19 protein-coding genes are annotated in these 16,245 nt (G+C 66.0%); 11 read left to right on the top strand and 8 right to left on the bottom strand.

Annotated elements, in window-relative coordinates:
* Positions 1-8: 8 nt before the first annotated feature.
* Complete coding sequence (gene coxB / locus OU999_07210; GenBank protein WAC24964.1) at positions 9-1,040, bottom strand: cytochrome c oxidase subunit II; 1,032 nt, start codon at positions 1,038-1,040, stop codon at positions 9-11.
* Positions 1,041-1,299: 259 nt separating this feature from the next.
* Between coxB and pyrE the strand changes: the two genes are divergently transcribed.
* The 5 genes from pyrE to lepB all read left to right on the top strand — a co-directional run bounded on the left by pyrE (position 1,300) and on the right by lepB (position 5,259).
* Positions 1,300-1,893 (top strand): orotate phosphoribosyltransferase, encoded by a 594-nt coding sequence (gene pyrE, locus OU999_07215; protein ID WAC24965.1) that lies wholly within the window; start codon positions 1,300-1,302, stop codon positions 1,891-1,893.
* Positions 1,890-3,017 carry a serine hydrolase gene (locus tag OU999_07220; protein ID WAC24966.1) on the top strand — a complete coding sequence of 376 codons (1,128 nt, stop codon included), beginning with the start codon at positions 1,890-1,892 and terminating at the stop codon, positions 3,015-3,017. Before pyrE ends, OU999_07220 begins: the two co-directional genes overlap by 4 nt.
* Positions 3,014-3,754 carry a pyridoxine 5'-phosphate synthase gene (locus OU999_07225; protein ID WAC24967.1) on the top strand — a complete coding sequence of 247 codons (741 nt, stop codon included), beginning with the start codon at positions 3,014-3,016 and terminating at the stop codon, positions 3,752-3,754. Before OU999_07220 ends, OU999_07225 begins: the two co-directional genes overlap by 4 nt.
* 193 nt (positions 3,755-3,947) lie before the next feature.
* Positions 3,948-4,352 carry a holo-ACP synthase gene (gene acpS / locus OU999_07230; GenBank protein WAC24968.1) on the top strand — a complete coding sequence of 135 codons (405 nt, stop codon included), beginning with the start codon at positions 3,948-3,950 and terminating at the stop codon, positions 4,350-4,352.
* Between the two features lie 64 nt (positions 4,353-4,416).
* Positions 4,417-5,259 (top strand): signal peptidase I, encoded by an 843-nt coding sequence (gene lepB, locus OU999_07235; GenBank protein ID WAC25375.1) that lies wholly within the window; start codon positions 4,417-4,419, stop codon positions 5,257-5,259.
* Between the two features lie 156 nt (positions 5,260-5,415).
* Here lepB and OU999_07240 read toward each other — a convergent pair whose 3' ends face one another.
* A complete protein-coding gene (locus OU999_07240; protein WAC24969.1) occupies positions 5,416-6,213 on the bottom strand; it encodes an NTP transferase domain-containing protein in 798 nt (265 codons plus the stop codon).
* 132 nt (positions 6,214-6,345) lie between these two features.
* Here OU999_07240 and OU999_07245 point away from each other — a divergent pair, with 132 nt between their 5' ends.
* Together OU999_07245 and OU999_07250 are read left to right on the top strand one after the other, a co-directional pair.
* Entirely contained in the window at positions 6,346-7,650 is a 1,305-nt protein-coding gene (locus tag OU999_07245; protein WAC24970.1) for a homoserine dehydrogenase, read from the top strand.
* Between the two features lie 3 nt (positions 7,651-7,653).
* The gene (locus OU999_07250; protein WAC24971.1) at positions 7,654-8,592 is read left to right on the top strand and encodes a DUF808 domain-containing protein; all 939 of its coding nucleotides are present in this window, start codon (positions 7,654-7,656) and stop codon (positions 8,590-8,592) included.
* Between the two features lie 42 nt (positions 8,593-8,634).
* Here OU999_07250 and OU999_07255 read toward each other — a convergent pair whose 3' ends face one another.
* Both OU999_07255 and OU999_07260 read right to left on the bottom strand, forming a co-directional pair.
* Positions 8,635-9,165, bottom strand: a complete 531-nt coding sequence (locus OU999_07255) for a GNAT family N-acetyltransferase (GenBank protein ID WAC24972.1) — start codon at positions 9,163-9,165, stop codon at positions 8,635-8,637.
* Positions 9,162-9,671 carry a hypothetical protein gene (locus OU999_07260; GenBank protein ID WAC24973.1) on the bottom strand — a complete coding sequence of 170 codons (510 nt, stop codon included), beginning with the start codon at positions 9,669-9,671 and terminating at the stop codon, positions 9,162-9,164. Before OU999_07260 ends, OU999_07255 begins: the two co-directional genes overlap by 4 nt.
* A gap of 98 nt (positions 9,672-9,769) precedes the next feature.
* Here OU999_07260 and glpX point away from each other — a divergent pair, with 98 nt between their 5' ends.
* The gene (gene glpX / locus OU999_07265; protein ID WAC24974.1) at positions 9,770-10,771 is read left to right on the top strand and encodes a class II fructose-bisphosphatase; all 1,002 of its coding nucleotides are present in this window, start codon (positions 9,770-9,772) and stop codon (positions 10,769-10,771) included.
* 31 nt (positions 10,772-10,802) lie between these two features.
* Here the strand turns inward: glpX and OU999_07270 are convergent, their stop codons facing one another.
* Both OU999_07270 and OU999_07275 read right to left on the bottom strand, forming a co-directional pair.
* Positions 10,803-11,003, bottom strand: a complete 201-nt coding sequence (locus tag OU999_07270; protein ID WAC24975.1) for a hypothetical protein — start codon at positions 11,001-11,003, stop codon at positions 10,803-10,805.
* Between the two features lie 132 nt (positions 11,004-11,135).
* Positions 11,136-12,032, bottom strand: a complete 897-nt coding sequence (locus OU999_07275) for a LytTR family DNA-binding domain-containing protein (protein WAC24976.1) — start codon at positions 12,030-12,032, stop codon at positions 11,136-11,138.
* 115 nt (positions 12,033-12,147) lie between these two features.
* On the opposite strand from OU999_07275, the gene nadC reads away from it, so the two are divergent.
* Together nadC and OU999_07285 are read left to right on the top strand one after the other, a co-directional pair.
* Positions 12,148-12,996, top strand: coding sequence for a carboxylating nicotinate-nucleotide diphosphorylase (gene nadC, locus OU999_07280; GenBank protein ID WAC24977.1), 849 nt, complete (start codon positions 12,148-12,150; stop codon positions 12,994-12,996).
* Positions 12,996-13,712, top strand: coding sequence for a ribonuclease T (locus OU999_07285; GenBank protein WAC24978.1), 717 nt, complete (start codon positions 12,996-12,998; stop codon positions 13,710-13,712). Before nadC ends, OU999_07285 begins: the two co-directional genes overlap by 1 nt.
* Before the next feature lie 4 nt (positions 13,713-13,716).
* Here the strand turns inward: OU999_07285 and OU999_07290 are convergent, their stop codons facing one another.
* Together OU999_07290 and OU999_07295 are read right to left on the bottom strand one after the other, a co-directional pair.
* Positions 13,717-15,066: an MFS transporter gene (locus OU999_07290; protein ID WAC24979.1), complete on the bottom strand. Its 1,350-nt coding sequence runs from the start codon at positions 15,064-15,066 to the stop codon at positions 13,717-13,719.
* Positions 15,063-15,398, bottom strand: a complete 336-nt coding sequence (locus OU999_07295; GenBank protein ID WAC24980.1) for an antibiotic biosynthesis monooxygenase — start codon at positions 15,396-15,398, stop codon at positions 15,063-15,065. Before OU999_07295 ends, OU999_07290 begins: the two co-directional genes overlap by 4 nt.
* 130 nt (positions 15,399-15,528) lie before the next feature.
* Between OU999_07295 and OU999_07300 the strand changes: the two genes are divergently transcribed.
* The gene (locus OU999_07300; GenBank protein ID WAC24981.1) at positions 15,529-16,188 is read left to right on the top strand and encodes a methyltransferase domain-containing protein; all 660 of its coding nucleotides are present in this window, start codon (positions 15,529-15,531) and stop codon (positions 16,186-16,188) included.
* Positions 16,189-16,245: the final 57 nt, after the last annotated feature.

Raw genomic sequence — 16,245 nt, forward strand, 5'->3', positions numbered from 1 at the left:
CCCTGTCCTTACTGAGCGGCTGCAGGAGCGGCAGCGGCTGCGGCCGCGCCTTCTGCTGCGGGAGTGGTGGTGGCGGCTGCCGAAACTGCGGCGGGTGCTGCAGCGGCGGGAGCGGCGGCGGCGACTTCATCGCCCTTGACGGTGCCGCCCTGCGAACGGACCCATGCGTCGAACTTGGCGCGCGGAAGCGCTTCGACGGCGATCGGCATGAAGCCGTGACGCGCGCCGCACAGTTCGGAGCACTGGCCGTAATAGACGCCCGGTTCCTTGATGATCAGCATCTTCTCGTTCGAACGACCGGGAACGGCATCCATCTTGAACCAGAGCGAAGGCACCGCGAAGCTGTGGATCACGTCCGATGCGGTGGTGATGATGCGGATCGGCTCACCGGCGGGGACGACCATGCGGTTGTCCACCGCAAGCTGGTGCGGCTCGCCGCGCTTGGCGGCATCTTCTTCGCTCAGCATGTTCGACACGACTTCGAAGTCGCCATTGTCGGGATAGCTATAGCCCCAGTACCACTGATAGCCGGTCACCTTGACGGTCACGGCATCGGCGGGGGCCGGCTTGTACTGCTTGGCGAGCAGATCGATCGAAGGGACGGCAACACCGACCAGGATGAGCACCGGAACCAGCGTCCAGATAACCTCGATGGTGGTGTTATGCGTGACCTTCGACGCCACCGGGTTGGCGGCAGCGCGATAGCGCACGATGATCCAGATCAGCAGACCCAGCACCAGCAGCGAGATCGCGACGATGATCGGCAGCAGGACCGACGTGTCGAGCCAGTGCGCATATTCGCCAAGCTCGGAATACTGGTCCTGGAAATCGATGCCCTTGTCGACGGGCATGCCCTTGCCGGCGGTGGGCGCCATCGGCGTGTAGCTCGAATCGAGCGCCGATGCGGCAGCGTCAGCCGGGGCAGCTTCAGCGGCAGCGGCCGGAGCGGCAGCTTCAGGCGCTGCAGCTGCGGGCGCGGCTTGCGCGCTGGGGGTGGGCGCCGTCACCGGCGGAGCGGGCGGCGTCTGGGCCAGCGCCATCGGCGCGGTAACGAGAACAAGGGCTGCGAAACCAATAGATTTCGTCCAAGATGCGAACGCCATTCGTAGAATGTCCCTGTATAGGCAGGGCATCCGTCCACGTCCCATAGTGCCGGATCACTGCCGTGTTTGCGTCATAGCTACAGGTGCCTATACGCAGGCTTGCCGCCAGTCTCAAGCCAATCTAGGGATATTTTTTAAGCGGAGGTTCAGCTTGGCGACCCCCTGCCCGGCGACGCTACGTAAAGGGTATATCAAGATGCAGGATGATGACATTCTGGCCGAATTTCGCGCCAGCCAGGCCTTGCTGGAGGGGCATTTCATCCTCTCGTCCGGGCTGCACAGCGCGCACTATCTGCAGTGCGCCCGGGTGCTGATGGACCCGATGCGCGCCTCGCGCCTGGCGAGCGCACTCGCCGCGCGGATGCCGCGCGATCTGCGGGCGCAGATCGACCTTGTCGTATCGCCCGCGATGGGCGGCCTTATAATAGGGCATGAAATGGGACGCGCGCTGGGCGTCGAGGCGATGTTCGTCGAACGCCCCACTGGCACCTTCGAACTGCGCCGCGGATTTGCCATCAAGCCGGGCCAGAAGGTGCTGCTGATGGAGGATGTCGTCACCACCGGCCTTTCCTCGCGCGAGGCGATTGCGGCAGTCAATGAAGCCGGCGGCCAGGTTATCGCCGCCGGTGCGCTGGTCGACCGCTCCGCCGGAGAAGCCTCGCTAGGTGTGCCCTTCTTCCCGCTGATTTCGCTCAACTTCCCGAGCTATCCCGCCGATTCGTTGCCGCCGGAACTGGCCGCAGTGCCCGCCACCAAACCGGGCAGCCGCAAGGAACCCGAAGCAGCATGAGCGCCGCATTCCGGCGCGCCCTGGGGGCCGCAGCCACGCTGGCAGGACTGATGCTGGCCACACCTTCGGCTGCGCAATCGTCCGAGGCCCGCATCGACGCCGCTGCCAGCAGCGCGCGCTTTGCCGGTGTGGTGCTCGCAGCAAAGGGCGATTCCGTGATCGTCCGCAAAAGCTATGACAGCCCGATCCCGCCGGGCATGCTCAGCGACTATGAGGAGCCGTTCGACCTCGGCATCCGCTGGCGCTGGGCCTCGGTCACCAAGCAGGTGATCGCGGTGCTGATCATGCAGCAGGTCGAGGCCGGACGGATCGACCTGGATGCGCCCTTGTCGCGCTATCTGCCGGGCTTTGCCTCTGCCAATGCAGACAAGGCCAGCGTGCGGCAGTTGCTCAAGCATCAGGCCGGTCTGCCCAATCCCGATGACAGCCCGCGCGACGGCGATGCCCTGCCCGCTTATTATGGCCATGGCTATACCGGCAGCCGCGACCCGATGACGGGCTATTGCGCCGGAACACCCAAGGCTGCGCCCGGTGGCAATTGGGAGTATAACAATTGCGATTTCATCGTCGCCGGTGCGCTGCTGGAGGCGGTCACGGGCACGCCCTGGCCGCAACTGGTGGCAGAGCGCATCGCCACCCCGCTCAAGACCCAGACGCTGAACACGTCCGTGCTGCCCGATAGGCTCCCCTATCAGTTCGAGATCGGCGAATTCGGCACCAGAGTTCCCGAACGCCCATTCGATCTGAGCGCCTTCGGCGCGTCGGGCGGCTTGTTCGGCACCGTTGACGATCTGTGGCATTTCGACCGGGCCCTGATGACCGGACAGCTGATCGGTGCCGAAGCCCTGGCGCAATTGTGGCAGAGCAGCCCGGAGCAGGGCTTTATCGCCATGGGCCAATGGGTCTACGAGGTGCCGATTGCCGGATGCGATGCGCCGGTGCGCATCGTCGAACGGCGCGGTTCGATCGGCGGCACCGCCGTGCGCAACTTCATTCTGCCAGACAAGGATATCGTCGTGATTGCCTTTACCAACCGGGGCGCGTTCGAGTCAGGGTTCGGCGAACCCTGGCAGGGCAAGGGATTCAGCCATGACCTGATCAGCGCAGCGGCGTGCCCGGCATGACCCATCACCTGCGTCTGGGCGTCAACATCGACCATGTCGCCACCATCCGCAACGCGCGCGGCGGCGATCACCCCGATCCGATGCGCGCGGTGCGGATCGTGCAGCAGGCGGGCGGCGACGGCATCACCGTGCACCTGCGCGAGGACCGGCGGCATATCCGCGACAGCGATCTCGACACGATCATGGCCGGGGCCACGCTGCCGATCAATCTGGAGATGGCCGCGACCGAGGAGATGCTCGAGATCGCACTGCGCCACAAGCCGCATGCCGCGTGCATCGTGCCCGAAAAGCGCGAGGAGCGGACCACCGAGGGCGGGCTGGATGCGGCGGGCATGCACAACACGCTGGCGCCGATGGTCGGCCGCCTGACCGATGCGGGCATCCGGGTCAGCCTTTTCATTGAGCCCGAGGCGCGGCAGATCGAGGCGGCGATGCAACTGGCCGCGCCCGTGGTCGAGCTGCACACCGGACGCTATGCCCATCTGTGGCTGGACGAGGATGCTGCCGGGATCGAGGTGGAGCTGCGCCGAATCGCCGACGCCGCTGCCCTATGCGCCAAGAACGGCATCGAACCGCATGCGGGCCACGGCCTCACCTTCGACAATGTCCAGCCGATCGCCGCGATTCCCCAGCTCGCCGAACTGAACATCGGCCATTATCTGATCGGCGAGGCGATATTCGACGGGCTGGAAGCCAGCATCCGCCGCATGCGTCAGCTGATGGACGAAGCGCGATGAGCTTTGCGACGCGGAAAGTTCGCGCGCTAAACCCCTCTCCCTTTACGGGAGAGGGAGCGAGACTTGGCAGCTCGCTGCCTAGTCGCAGCGGGAGAGGGCTGATGCGCTATGCCGCCCCCCCTCTCCAAGAGTTGCTAGGCGGCAAGCCGCCAAGCCAACTCTTTCCTCCCCCGCAAGTGGGGAGGAGAGTTTCATGATCATCGGCCTGGGCTCTGACCTGTGCAATATCGAGCGGATCCGGAATTCGCTCGAGCGCTTCGGCACCCGGTTCGAAAAGCGCGTGTTTACCGAGGTCGAGCAGGCCAAGGCCAATCGCCGCCCGTTCACCAAGGCCGGTACGCTCGCCAAGCGCTTTGCCGCCAAGGAAGCTTTTTCGAAGGCGGTGGGAACCGGGTTCAAGGCCGGAGTGTTCATGAAGGATATCGGCGTGGTCAATGCCCCTTCCGGCGCGCCGACACTTCACCTGACCGGGGGCGCGAAGGCACGGCTGGACAGCATGATTCCTGCAGGCCACAGTGCCGTCATTCATCTCACGCTCACCGACGATCATCCATGGGCTCAGGCCTTCGTCATTATCGAGGCGCGGCCCGTTGACTGACAGCCCCCCGCCCCGTCCGGCCCCGAAAGACCCCGAAATGGCACCAGAATCTTCCGATATCGCGATGGAAGCACAGGACGCGCGCGCGCCCGAGGCGGAAAAGCCGGTCAACTGGTTCGAAGAGATTCGCGGGCTGTTCCTGCTGCTGCTCGCGGTGCTGGCCTTTCATTCGCTGGTCGCCAAGCCCTTCTACATCCCGACCATGTCGATGATGCCCAATCTGCTGGTCGGCGACCGGCTGGTGGTCACCAAATATCCCTATGGCTGGTCGTGGGTGTCGGTGTCGTTCCACCTGTTGCCGCCGATGAAGGGGCGGATCATGGGATCGACCCCCGAATATGGCGATATCGTCATCGCCACCCCGCCGGGCGGCAGCAGCGATTATATCAAGCGCGTCATCGGCCGCCCCGGCGACACGATCGAAGTCCGCCAGGGCCGCGTCATCCTGAACGGCAAGGAAGTCTCTCGCGCGGTGCAGCCCAATCTTCTGCTGCCGGTGGACACCAATTCGCCCTGCAACGCCAGCGACTTCCCGATGCTGAAGATGCGCGGTGCGGACGGCAAATTCTATTGCGAGCTGCCGATCATCCGCGAAACGCTGCCCAATGGCGTGTCGTACAACACCATCGACCTTGGCCCCGATTACCCGCTGGACAATTACGGGCCGTACAAGGTCCCCGCCGGCCATGTCTTCCTGATGGGCGACAATCGCGACCGCAGCGCCGACAGTCGCGCCAGCCTGGAAGAGCTGGGCCTGGGCGGCGCAGTGCCGCTGGAGAATATCGGCGGCCGCGCAGAAATCGTCACCTTCTCGCTCGACGGCAACACCAGCTGGAACCCGCTGAGCTGGTGGGACTCGCTGCGCGGCGACCGCGCGGGCACAAGCCTGCGCCCCGACAAGGGGTGAGCCTGCACCTCGCCTCTCCCCTCCCTTCAGGGAGGGGAAGGTCCGGCTAGCCGGACCGGGGTGGGAAGGGAGCACGACCCTCCGCGCAGACCCACCCCGCCCTGCGGGCACCCCTCCCCACGGGGAGGGGAGAGGTTGATGGGAATGGCGATAGCGTCAATTGGGCTTGCGCTTGGCCAGCAGCATCTCGGCAATCTTGTAGGTGCGCTCGTTGTCGACATCGACCGCATAGGCGCCCTCCGACAGCAGCAGCGCGCGCACCTTCACCTTGAAGCGCCGCGAGATCGCGGCCATCGCGCCATCGACGCTCCACCAGCCCAGCCGGAAGCGCACGAGGTTGAGCAGCCCGAAGGCCTGCGCGATCCGCCCCTTGGTCTTGATGAACTGCCCGCCGGCGCGGAACGCCTCGGCCGCGCGGAAAGATGCCGCATCGCGCAACCAATAGGCGTTGCAGTTCGAGATCGCCATGTCGCTGAATTCGTAGAAGCGCCGCTGCGCCTCGGGATGTTCGGCGAGGATCGAGGATTTCTCGGCAATCGCAATCACCGCGCCCGCGCCTTCGCGCATGCCGAAATCGTGGATCGAACGGATTTCCTCCGCCGTCACCAGCACATTGTCGCCGGTGGTAATCATCATCGGGAACGGGCTGCCCCCCTCCTCGATCACCGCCTCGATGCTCTCGACAATGCCTTCGCGCGACACGCTCATGCGCAGCCGCCCGCTTTGCGTCAGCTTCTGCACCGCCGGCAGATCGGCGATCACCGCCGGATCGTGGATCGACACCCAGATCGGACTGTCCGGCCAGGCATGCTCCACGCCTTCCAGCACCCATTGCAGCAGCGCCTTGCCCTGGATCGGCACATTGCACTTGTGCGTGACCCCTGCAGCCTCTGCCAAGGGATCGAGCTTGCCGTCGCGCTTGCCGGCGAGGATGACGATATGCGGCGATGTCATGCGGGACCCTTCTTGAAACTGCGCGGCCTATAGGGCCGCAAGGCGCGGCCCACAAGGCCGCTACGCCCCCTTCCCTTTGCCGCTCCAGCCGCTAAGGACGCAATCGGATGAACTTTCGCTGAAGGACCGTTTATGGCTGAAACGCTGAACATTGCGCTGGTCGGGCTGGGCACCGTGGGCGCAGGCGTGATCCGGCTGGTCGAGGAAAATGCGGCGCTGATCGCGCGGCGCGCGGGCAAGCCGATCCGCATTGCCGGAATCACCGCACGCGATCGGTCCAAGGATCGCGGCGTCGACCTGTCGCCCTATGAATGGGTTGATGACATGGGCGAATTCGCCACGCGCGCGGATATCGATGTCGTGGTCGAGCTGATCGGCGGCGCGGATGGCCCGGCGTTGACGCTGGCGAAGGAAAGCATCGCAGGCGGCAAGGCGTTCGTCACCGCCAACAAGGCGATGGTCGCGCATCACGGGCTGGACCTCGCCCAGCGCGCCGAAAACGCGGGCCTTGCGTTCAAATATGAAGCGGCGGTCGCAGGCGGCATCCCGGTGATCAAGGGCCTGCGCGAAGGCGCGGCGGCCAACCGGCTGAGCCGCGTCTATGGCATTCTCAACGGCACCTGCAACTTCATCCTGTCGGCGATGGAAAAGACCGGCCAGGATTTCGCCGAGGTGCTCGCCGAGGCGCAGGCGCGCGGCTTTGCCGAGGCGGACCCGAGCTTCGACATCGATGGCGTCGATGCCGCGCACAAGCTCTCGATTCTCGCCGCACTGGCCTTTGGCACGCAGCTCGATTTCGAAGGCATCGAGCGCAGCGGCATCCGCAAGATCCTGTCCGCCGATATCGCCCAGGCCGCTGCGCTCGGTTATCGCATCCGCCTGATCGGCATGGCAGAACTGGACGGGCACAATGGCGATGCGCAGCTGTTTCAGCGCGTCCATCCCTATCTGGTGCCGATGCACCATCCGCTGGCGCATGTCGACGGATCGACCAATGCGGTGGTGGCCGAGGGCAATTTCTCCGGTCGCCTGCTGTTCCAGGGTGCAGGCGCGGGCGATGGCCCGACCGCCAGCGCCGTGGTCGCCGACCTGATCGATATCGCGCGCGGCGAAATCGGACCCGCCTTCTCGATGCCGGTGCGCGAGCTCGACAAGGTGGCGCGCGCGCAAACCGGCCATCGCACCGGCAAATGCTATCTGCGCTTCGAGGTTGCCGACCGCCCCGGCGTGCTCGCCGAGATCACCGCTGCAATGCGCGATGCGGGCGTCTCGATCGAAAGCCTGATCCAGAAAGGCCGCAGCCCCGATGGCAGCGTACTCGTCGCCATGGTAACGCATGAAGGCCCGGAAAGCGCGGTCGCTGCAACCTTGTCCGCGCTCAAGGGTTCCCCCAGCTTGCACGCAGACCCGCTGGTCGTGCATATTCTTGGAGACTGACCGATGCCTTCTGGCCTGGCCGCCCTGCTCGATGACGTCGCGGCGCTGACCCGCCTTGCTGCCGTATCGCTCGACGATGTCGGCGCGGCTGCTGCCAAGGCCGGTACCAAGGCTGCCGGTGTCGTCGTCGACGACGCAGCGGTCACGCCGCAATATGTCACCGATTTCACCCCTGATCGCGAGCTGCCCGTCATCTGGCGGATCGCAAAGGGGTCGCTGTTCAACAAGTTCGTCATATTGCTGCCCATCGGGCTGATCTTGAGCGCTTTTCTGCCCTGGGCGATCACGCCGATCCTGATGGCGGGCGGCGCGTTCCTGTGCTTCGAGGGTGCCGAAAAGGTCATCCACAAGCTCAGCCACAAACAGGACACGACCGAGGTCGTCGAGCAGGTCAAGGACATGTTCGCGCTCGAAAACGAACGCGTGAAGGGCGCGGTGCGCACCGACCTGATCCTTTCGGCCGAGATCATGGCGATCGCATTGTCCGAAGTTGCCGAACGTTCGATTGCGATGCAGGCAGGCGTGCTCGCCGTTGTCGGCCTGCTGATCACCGCGGGCGTCTATGGCGCGGTCGCGCTGATCGTGAAGATGGACGATTTCGGCCTGCATCTGGCGAAAAAGCCCTCTGCCGCCGCGCAGGGCTTTGGTCGGGGCCTGGTCAAGGCGATGCCGATCGTGATGTCGGCGCTCGGCATCATCGGCACGGCGGCGATGATCTGGGTCGGCGGGCAGATCATCATCCATGGCCTGGCCCAATTCGGCATGGCCGTGCCTGAGCATTTCATCCACGACATTGCCGTCGCCGCAGGTCAGGCTGTTCCGGCAGCTGGCGGACTGGTCGAATGGCTGGTCGGCGCGCTGGGCGCGGGCATTGTCGGCATCATCCTGGGTGGCATCATCGCCGCGATCTACGGCGCCGTGACGCGCGGCAAGGCGCACTGAGCCTGGCTCGCGGCCCGGATCGCCGGGCCGCGAAGCCATGGGCTAGTCCATGGCACAAGGCCGGGCATAGACATTGACCGGCTTGCCGCCGCTCTCGCCCATGCCGATCGGTATGAAGCCCAGCTTGGCAGCGACATGCTCCGATGCAGCATGGCCCGGATCGATGATGCAGCGCACCGCCGGCGCGCGCAATCGGGTGTCGCTCCAGCGCAGCGCGGCCTGCATCGCCTCGGTGACCAGCCCCTTGCCCCAATGATCCGGCGCGATCGCCCAGCCGGCTTCGGGCATGCCTTCCAGATGGGGGATTCCCCGCTCGAAATTGGCCAGGCCGCCTACGCCGACCAGCGTGTCGGTCTGCCGGTCGGCGAACAGCCAATAACCGAAGCCGCAGAGCGCCCAAAGGCCGTGCATGCCGATGAAGCGGGTCCAGCTCTCGTTGCGGTTGCGCGGCTGGCCGCCGATAAAGGTAGTGACGCGCTCGTCCGCCCACATGGTCGCATAGGCCTCGAAATCGGTCAGCACCGGCGCGCGCAGACGCAGCCGCGCGGTCTCGATCACCGGGATATCGATCACTCCCCTCCCCCTTCGTCCTTCTCGCGCGCCCTTTCTGCCGCCTCGGCCTCGCGCGCCTTTTTCAGATATTCCTCATCGACCTCGGGCAGCTTGGAAAAGTCGATCATATAGGCCTTGGGCGGCGGACAGGGCGGGACGATACAGCCCAGCCCCATGGTCGGCTTGCCCTTGAAGATGCCATCGCCCGCCACATCCGGCGCAGGCGGCGGGCCGCCGGTGGCCAGCCTGCCCTCGGTATCGGCGGGCACGCGGAACTTGGCCCCAGCATCGGCCTCGCCACACACCACGATATCCTTGCCCGCGGCACTCGGCTGGCAGCGCTTGGCGCGCTCTTCCTTGCCGGTCCATTCGTCAGCCTTGCGAATCAGTTGCTTCACCTTGGCCTCGACCGGGTCAGGCTCACGCTTCTCCGGCTCTGGCAGGCGGGTATCGTCCTGCGCCTCCTGCGCATGGCTCGCCGGAGCCAAAACCCCCGAAATGGCGAGCGCGGCGGCCACCAACAGCATTCTCGACAATGCAATAATGCTCCCTTATGGACCGGGCGCAACGCACCAGGCCTGAAAGCGCAACTGGTGCCCCACAAAAGAAGGATGACCCGCCTGCCATGTCCAGCGCAAGCCTGAAAGCGACGCCCGCCTCACAAACCCCGCAGCTCGACCGCGTGCTCGTGCTCGAAATGGTCCGCGTGACCGAAGCGGCGGCCATTGCGGCATCGAACCTGATCGGCCGCGGCGATGAAAAGGCGGCGGACGCAGCGGCGGTCGAGGCGATGCGCGCGGCGCTCAACGGTCTCGACATCGACGGTACCGTGGTGATCGGCGAAGGCGAGCGCGACGAGGCCCCGATGCTGTATATCGGCGAAAAGGTGGGCCTGGGCAATGAAGGCGCACCGCGCATCGACATCGCGCTCGATCCGCTGGAAGGCACCACCATCACAGCCAAGGCCGGCCCCAATGCGCTGGCCGTGCTGGCCATTGCCGAAAACGGCTGCCTGCTGAACGCGCCCGATGTGTACATGGACAAGATCGCGGTCGGCCCGGGCTATCCCGAAGGCGTGATCGACCTCAACAAGACCCCGACCGAAAACGTCCAGGCGGTTGCCGCCGCCAAGGGCGTGCAGCCGGGCGAGATCATCGTGTGCGTGCTTGATCGCCCGCGCCATAGCGACCTGATCGCCGAACTGCGCGGCCTGGGCTGCGGCATCATGCTGATCCCCGATGGCGACGTGGCGGGCGTGATCGCCACCACCAACCCGGATACGACGATCGACCTGTACATGGGTTCGGGCGGTGCGCCCGAGGGCGTGCTGGCCGCAGCCGCGCTGCGCTGCGTCGGTGGCCAGTTCAAGGGCCGCCTGCTGTTCCGCAACGATGACGAGCGCGCCCGCGCCCGCAAATGGGGCATCGAAGACCTGAACGCAGTCTATGACCTGACCGACCTTGCCAAGGGCGACTGCATCTTTGCGGCGACGGGTGTGACCGATGGTTCGCTGCTGCAGGGCGTCAAGCGCCGCCGCGACGGCATCATGACCACCGAAACCGTCGTGATGCGCTCGGCCAGCGGCACCGTGCGCTGGGTCAAGGGCGAACACCGCATCGCGCGCTAAGCCGCGCAAGGGCGGCCGTCGCGGGGCTCTCTCACCCCCGCGCCAGCCGCCCCGCGAGCCGCGCGACCAATGCGGCACGAACTGTCTCGGCCTCCCCCGGCACCAGGCAATCGGCCTGCTCATAGCCGCAGCGACGCAGCAGTGCCTGGACCAGCGCTCCCCTATCCTGCGTAGAATCCCGCGCCAGCTCTTCGGCCAGCGCATCGACAATCCACAAGGCCGCGTGTGTCATCCCGTCATCCTGCGATCCGCGCAGCGGCTTCGTTTGGGGGCGTTCCAGTAACTCAAGCATGCACCGGCCATGGAACCGCAGCCCCCCGGCCCCAAGCCGAGTGACGCGAATGGCTCGCATTTGTGACGAACGTCAGGTCGCGCGTGCGCCGCTGGCGGGCCGTGATACGGTATCATCCATATCGGATGGATGCCCGTTTGGCCGCTGAATCTGCGCGGTCAGAGCGCGTGCAAAACTCCGCCCGATCGGCGCTTCCGCCCCGCTGGCGAGCAGCGCCAGCATCGCGCCGCTGGGCTTGCGGCGATAGCCCCGGATCGCCGAGCGGCGGCACAGCGCCGAACGGTGGATGCGGATGAACTCTTCATGCGGCAGCTGCGATTCGATTGCCGCCAAAGTGGAGCGGATCAGGCCGTGCCCGCCATCCAGCGCGTGGATGCGGACATAATTGCCCTCAGCCTCGATCCATTCGACCAGCGCATGCGGGATGCGGATCGTCTGCCGCCCGGTCTTCACCCAGAACCCGCCATCGGCATCCGGAGTGCGCGTGCCCATGGCTTCGGATTGATCTGCCGCCTGCTGCTCGGCCTCGGCCAGGGCGGCTCCATATTGCAGCGCCAGCCAGGCAGCGAGGCCGGTGCCGAAATAGCCGCTCCACAGCAATATCCAGCGCAGGTTGCGCGCAGTCATGTCCTGCACCTCGCCGCTGACCAGCATGTCCCAGCCATTGGCCAGCGCAAACAGCATCGCCAGCCCGGGCAGCCCCGTCAGCGCAAGGCGGCGCAAGGTCGCCCATCCGGGCCGCCTGCCCGACGTTCCGGAAATAGCGGTCCAGAATACCAGCGCGCCAGCCGCAATCAGCAGCGTGCGCTTGGGATGGAACAGCTCAAAAACGGTGTCGGGATTCAGCGACGCGCGGAAGGCGGAGATCACGAAGGTCGACAGGCAAAAGAGCAGCGCCGCCGCCAGCGGTGAACGCTGCAGCCTGCCGGCAAGGCCGGGTATCGGACGATCAGCGGGCAGCAACTTCATTCTGGCGGCGATCCAAGGCTTGTCCTATTGCGCGGGTTCGGGGCGGGTGCGCTGGGGGCGATCCCAGGGCCGCGTCCGTCCGAAGCGCGCGTTAGCAACCAGGGGACTTGGCCAAATGAGCTTTTCGATCAACGACTTCGATTTGGGACGGTTTGTTACCGCAACCCTGGCCGAAGACCTTGGCCCCGATGCCCGCGATGTCACATCGCAAAGCGTGATCCCTGCGGATGCGCGCTTCAACGGCGTTATGGACGCGCGGCACCCGATCGTGGTTGCAGGGCTTCCGCTCGCCGAAGCGTTTTTTCGCGCGCTCGACCCCGATTGCACGGTGGAACTGCTGGCACAGGAGGGTGAAGCTGTCGCGGCGGGGACCGACATTCTGGCGGTATCGGGCAAGGCCCGCGCGTTGCTGACGGCGGAACGCTCCGCGCTCAATACCGTCCAGCATCTGAGCGGCATTGCCAGCCTCACCCGGCTTTATGTCGATGCCATTGCCGGGACCGGCGCGACCCTGCTCGATACGCGCAAGACGATCCCGGGCCTGCGCGCGCTGGAGAAATACGCAACGCGCATGGGCGGCGCGAAGAACCATCGCATGGGCCTGTGGGATGCGGCGATGATCAAGGACAATCATGTCGCGGTGGCGGGCGATATCGGCGAGGCGGTGCGCCGCGCGGTCGCAGCGGGGATCGGCCAGATCATCGTCGAGGTCGACCATGTCGAACAGATCGAACCCGCGCTCGCCGCCGGCGCGACGCACCTCCTCCTCGACAACATGGCCCCTGCCACGCTGCGCGGCGCGGTGACGCTGGTCGGCGGACGCGTGCCGTGCGAGGCATCGGGCGGCGTGACGCTGGAGACGATCCGCGCGATCGCCGAAACCGGGGTGGACTATATCTCGGTCGGGCGCATCACCCAATCGGCGCCTGCCGCCGATATCGGGCTGGATTTCAAGGCCGCCTGATGCGCCTGCCTGCTGCCCTGCTGTTGATGGGGTTGGCGCTCGGCCCCGCCCCGCTGCTGGCCCAGGCCTATCAGTGTCGCATGCCCGACCGGCTGACTGCGCCGCCTGCCGCGCAGCGCGGGCGCGATGCGGTCAAGCGGGTGGTGCCGGTGACCGGCTATACGCTGGCGCTGAGCTGGTCGCCCGAATATTGCCGGGGACGCGAGGATGATGCCAGCCAGGCGCTGCAATGCAGCCGCCGGTTCGGCGAATTCGGCTTCGTGCTGCACGGCCTGTGGCCCGAGGGCAAGACCGCCGCCTATCCGCAATATTGCGCCGCGCCGCCCTATGCCGTGCCGCTGTCGGTGATGCGCCAGACGCTGTGCGCGATGCCGTCGCAGCGGCTGATCCAACACCAGTGGGACAAGCATGGCAGCTGCATGGCGCGCGATCCGGCGCGCTATTTCCAGACCGCGACGCGGTTGTTCGCCGCGGTGCGCCTGCCCGATATGGAGCGGCTGTCGCGCCGTCCGCTGACCCAGGGCATGCTGAAGCGCGAGATCGCGCGGCTCAACCCCGGAATGACCGCCAGCAGCATCGCCATCAAGGCAAACGGACGCGGCTGGCTGCAGGAGGTGCGGCTGTGCCTGGGCCTCGATTACCGTCCGCGCGCCTGCCCGGCCTATGTCCGCCAGCCGCGCGGCGACGCAGCGCTCAAGATCTGGCGCGGGCTCTGACGGTTCAGCTCGGCTGGACCAGCACCTCGTCCGCCTGCAGCGCCTTGCGTCCCCAGACCAGCACGAACACGCACAGCCCGATGATGATGGCGAACGATTCGAGCGGCACGATATTGTACAGCCACACGCCGATGGCCGGCGCGATGATATAGGCCGCGCCGTTGACCGAGGCGACGATGCCTGCGACCTGGCCCTGTTCGGCCCTTGTCACGGCCAGCGAGGAACCGGCGGTAAAGCCCGGACGGAAAAGGCCAAATCCCAGCGAGGCGATGGCAAAGCCCAGCGTGATCGCATTGAGGCTCTCCGAAAACGCGACCATCGTGCAGCCGCCCGCCGCCAGCGCCATGCCCCACAGCGTCGAATTGCGCGGGCCCATCTTCAGATACGGGATCAGCCCCCATTGCGCGAGCAGCGTGGCAAAGGCGCCCGCCATCAGCACCAGCCCGGTCGGGCCAGCAGCCAGTTCGGGCGTGGCGCGCAGATCGAGCCGGTCGAGCAGCATGAAGCCGACCAGCCCCAGGATCATCGCATTGGCATGGCCGCCGACCAGCCCGGCGATCAGCCACGGACGCAGCCGCGGATCGCGCCAGGACAGCCTCTCCACCACCGGCGCCACCGCTTCGGGCTCGGCATCATGCTCGCCAGCGTCATAGACCTCGCCCGCCGATCCCGAACTCATCGGCTCGGACACCAGGCGGCCGCGCGCGGCATAAGTCGGCGTGTCGTCAGGCAAGCGCAGTTTCAGCGTCACCAGCACCAGCAGGCCGAACGCGGCAAAGATGAAGAACGGGCTGGGCAGACCAAGGAACGGCAGGATGATCAGCGGCGCGAGCGCGGGGCCGATCACGGTGCCCAGGCCAAAGGAGGACGAGATCATCGACAGCGCCTGGGTGCGCTCTGCCCGGCTGGTGCGCGCGGCGACATAGGCCTGCACCGCAGGCGGCCCTGCCGAGCCCAGGCCGCCATAGAGGCTGCGAAACAGCGCGAAGATCAGCATCGTCCACATCGCCGAGAGATAGCCGTGCAGCCCCGCCATCAGCGTCAGCCCGCACAAGGCGAAGGACGAGATGAAGCCCAGCAGCCCCAGGTTCATCAACGCCTTGCGTCCGCGCCGGTCGGACTGGCGCGCCCAGCGCGGCGCGAACACCATCCACAGCAGCGCCGACCAGCTATAGGCCAGGCTCACCCAGAAATCTGCCACGCCCAGCCGCGTGCCGATCGCCGGCATCACCGATTGCATCGCGGTATTGCCCGCAGCAGTCACCAGCATGACCGTGAACAGCAGCGCCATGCGGTCGGCGGGCAGTTTCTGGCTCCCGGCCAGCGCGTCTTCGGAAGGCTGTAGCATCGTCATGGCCAGGCATAGCCCCGCTCGATTCGCGCGACGTGCAGCGTATAGTGATCATACCAGCGGTCGCGGCCGGCCTCGCGCGCGGCGCGGTGTTCGGCATTGTCGCGCCAGGCGCGTGCGCTGGCATCGTCCGCCCAATAGCTGACCGTGATGCCGAAGCCGCCCTCGCCGCCGCCATGGTCCATGCCCAAATAGCCCGGCTGGCGCGCGGCGAGCGCGTCCATCGCATCGGCCATCGCGCGATAGCCCTCGGCATCGCGCCCGCTGTGCTGCGCCGCAAAGATCACGGCAATGGCACCAATGGCATGAATCCGGGAATCCGCTTTTCCGCTCATGCAATCGGGTCTAGGCGCTGATCGCGCGGTTGCAAAGTACTGCTATGCAACACTGACACACATGATTGCTTTGGGCGCACCAATCTGCAATTGTGACGGCTCGTTTACAGCCATTTCGAGAGGGGAATTCATGCAATCCAACGACCTGGCCCAGCTGCCGCTCCGGCAGCGGATCAAGGCGCGTGCCGAGCGGACTTTCGGGGCCTGGGGGGTGTTCTTCCGCGAGTTCGTCAAGCATCCGCGTATGGTGGGATCGGTGGTCCCCTCATCCGACCGCACGATCCGCAAGATGCTGGCCCCGGTGGATTGGCCCAATGTGAAGCTGTTCGTCGAATATGGCCCCGGCGTCGGCACCTTCTGCCGCGCGGTGCTCGATCACCTGCCGCGCGGCGCGACCTATATCGCGATCGATACCAACCCGGATTTCATCCGCTATCTGCGCAAGACGATCCCAGACAGCCGCTTCATCGCGGTGCATGGATCGGCGGCCGATGTCGAATCGATCATCGCCGCGCACGGCTTTGACCATGCCGATTACGTGCTCTCGGGCCTGCCGCTTTCGACCCTGCCCGATGGCATTGCCGATCAGATCGCCACCGCCACCTATCGTGCGCTGACGCCGGGCGGCGCGTTTCTGGTCTATCAGTTCACCAGCTTCACCGATCAGCTGATCCGCCCCTATTTCGACAAGGTCGAACGCGGGTTCGAGGCATGGAACGTGCCGCCCTGTTTCCTGTTCTGGGGCTGGAAGGCCCGCGACGATGGCAGCCTGACGCGCGGCCATCATTGACTTTGCGCTCCCCAGGGTTTAGGGGCCGCGCTTTCCTAATATTCGCATAGAGTCTGG

It is taken from the genome of Blastomonas sp. SL216, assembly GCA_026625625.1.
Lineage (GTDB): Bacteria > Pseudomonadota > Alphaproteobacteria > Sphingomonadales > Sphingomonadaceae > Blastomonas.

What these genes read in the sequence shown, in the direction of transcription:
- coxB (WAC24964.1), bottom strand. Translation starts at nt 1,040, where the DNA reads ATGGCGCTGGCCCAGACGCCGCCCGCTCCGCCGGTGACGGCGCCCACC.
- pyrE (WAC24965.1), top strand. Translation starts at nt 1,300, where the DNA reads ATGCAGGATGATGACATTCTGGCCGAATTTCGCGCCAGCCAGGCCTTG.
- OU999_07220 (WAC24966.1), top strand. Translation starts at nt 1,890, where the DNA reads ATGAGCGCCGCATTCCGGCGCGCCCTGGGGGCCGCAGCCACGCTGGCA.
- OU999_07225 (WAC24967.1), top strand. Translation starts at nt 3,014, where the DNA reads ATGACCCATCACCTGCGTCTGGGCGTCAACATCGACCATGTCGCCACC.
- acpS (WAC24968.1), top strand. Translation starts at nt 3,948, where the DNA reads ATGATCATCGGCCTGGGCTCTGACCTGTGCAATATCGAGCGGATCCGG.
- lepB (WAC25375.1), top strand. Translation starts at nt 4,417, where the DNA reads ATGGAAGCACAGGACGCGCGCGCGCCCGAGGCGGAAAAGCCGGTCAAC.
- OU999_07240 (WAC24969.1), bottom strand. Translation starts at nt 6,213, where the DNA reads ATGACATCGCCGCATATCGTCATCCTCGCCGGCAAGCGCGACGGCAAG.
- OU999_07245 (WAC24970.1), top strand. Translation starts at nt 6,346, where the DNA reads ATGGCTGAAACGCTGAACATTGCGCTGGTCGGGCTGGGCACCGTGGGC.
- OU999_07250 (WAC24971.1), top strand. Translation starts at nt 7,654, where the DNA reads ATGCCTTCTGGCCTGGCCGCCCTGCTCGATGACGTCGCGGCGCTGACC.
- OU999_07260 (WAC24973.1), bottom strand. Translation starts at nt 9,671, where the DNA reads ATGCTGTTGGTGGCCGCCGCGCTCGCCATTTCGGGGGTTTTGGCTCCG.
- glpX (WAC24974.1), top strand. Translation starts at nt 9,770, where the DNA reads ATGTCCAGCGCAAGCCTGAAAGCGACGCCCGCCTCACAAACCCCGCAG.
- OU999_07270 (WAC24975.1), bottom strand. Translation starts at nt 11,003, where the DNA reads ATGACACACGCGGCCTTGTGGATTGTCGATGCGCTGGCCGAAGAGCTG.
- OU999_07275 (WAC24976.1), bottom strand. Translation starts at nt 12,032, where the DNA reads ATGAAGTTGCTGCCCGCTGATCGTCCGATACCCGGCCTTGCCGGCAGG.
- nadC (WAC24977.1), top strand. Translation starts at nt 12,148, where the DNA reads ATGAGCTTTTCGATCAACGACTTCGATTTGGGACGGTTTGTTACCGCA.
- OU999_07285 (WAC24978.1), top strand. Translation starts at nt 12,996, where the DNA reads ATGCGCCTGCCTGCTGCCCTGCTGTTGATGGGGTTGGCGCTCGGCCCC.
- OU999_07290 (WAC24979.1), bottom strand. Translation starts at nt 15,066, where the DNA reads ATGACGATGCTACAGCCTTCCGAAGACGCGCTGGCCGGGAGCCAGAAA.
- OU999_07295 (WAC24980.1), bottom strand. Translation starts at nt 15,398, where the DNA reads ATGAGCGGAAAAGCGGATTCCCGGATTCATGCCATTGGTGCCATTGCC.
- OU999_07300 (WAC24981.1), top strand. Translation starts at nt 15,529, where the DNA reads ATGCAATCCAACGACCTGGCCCAGCTGCCGCTCCGGCAGCGGATCAAG.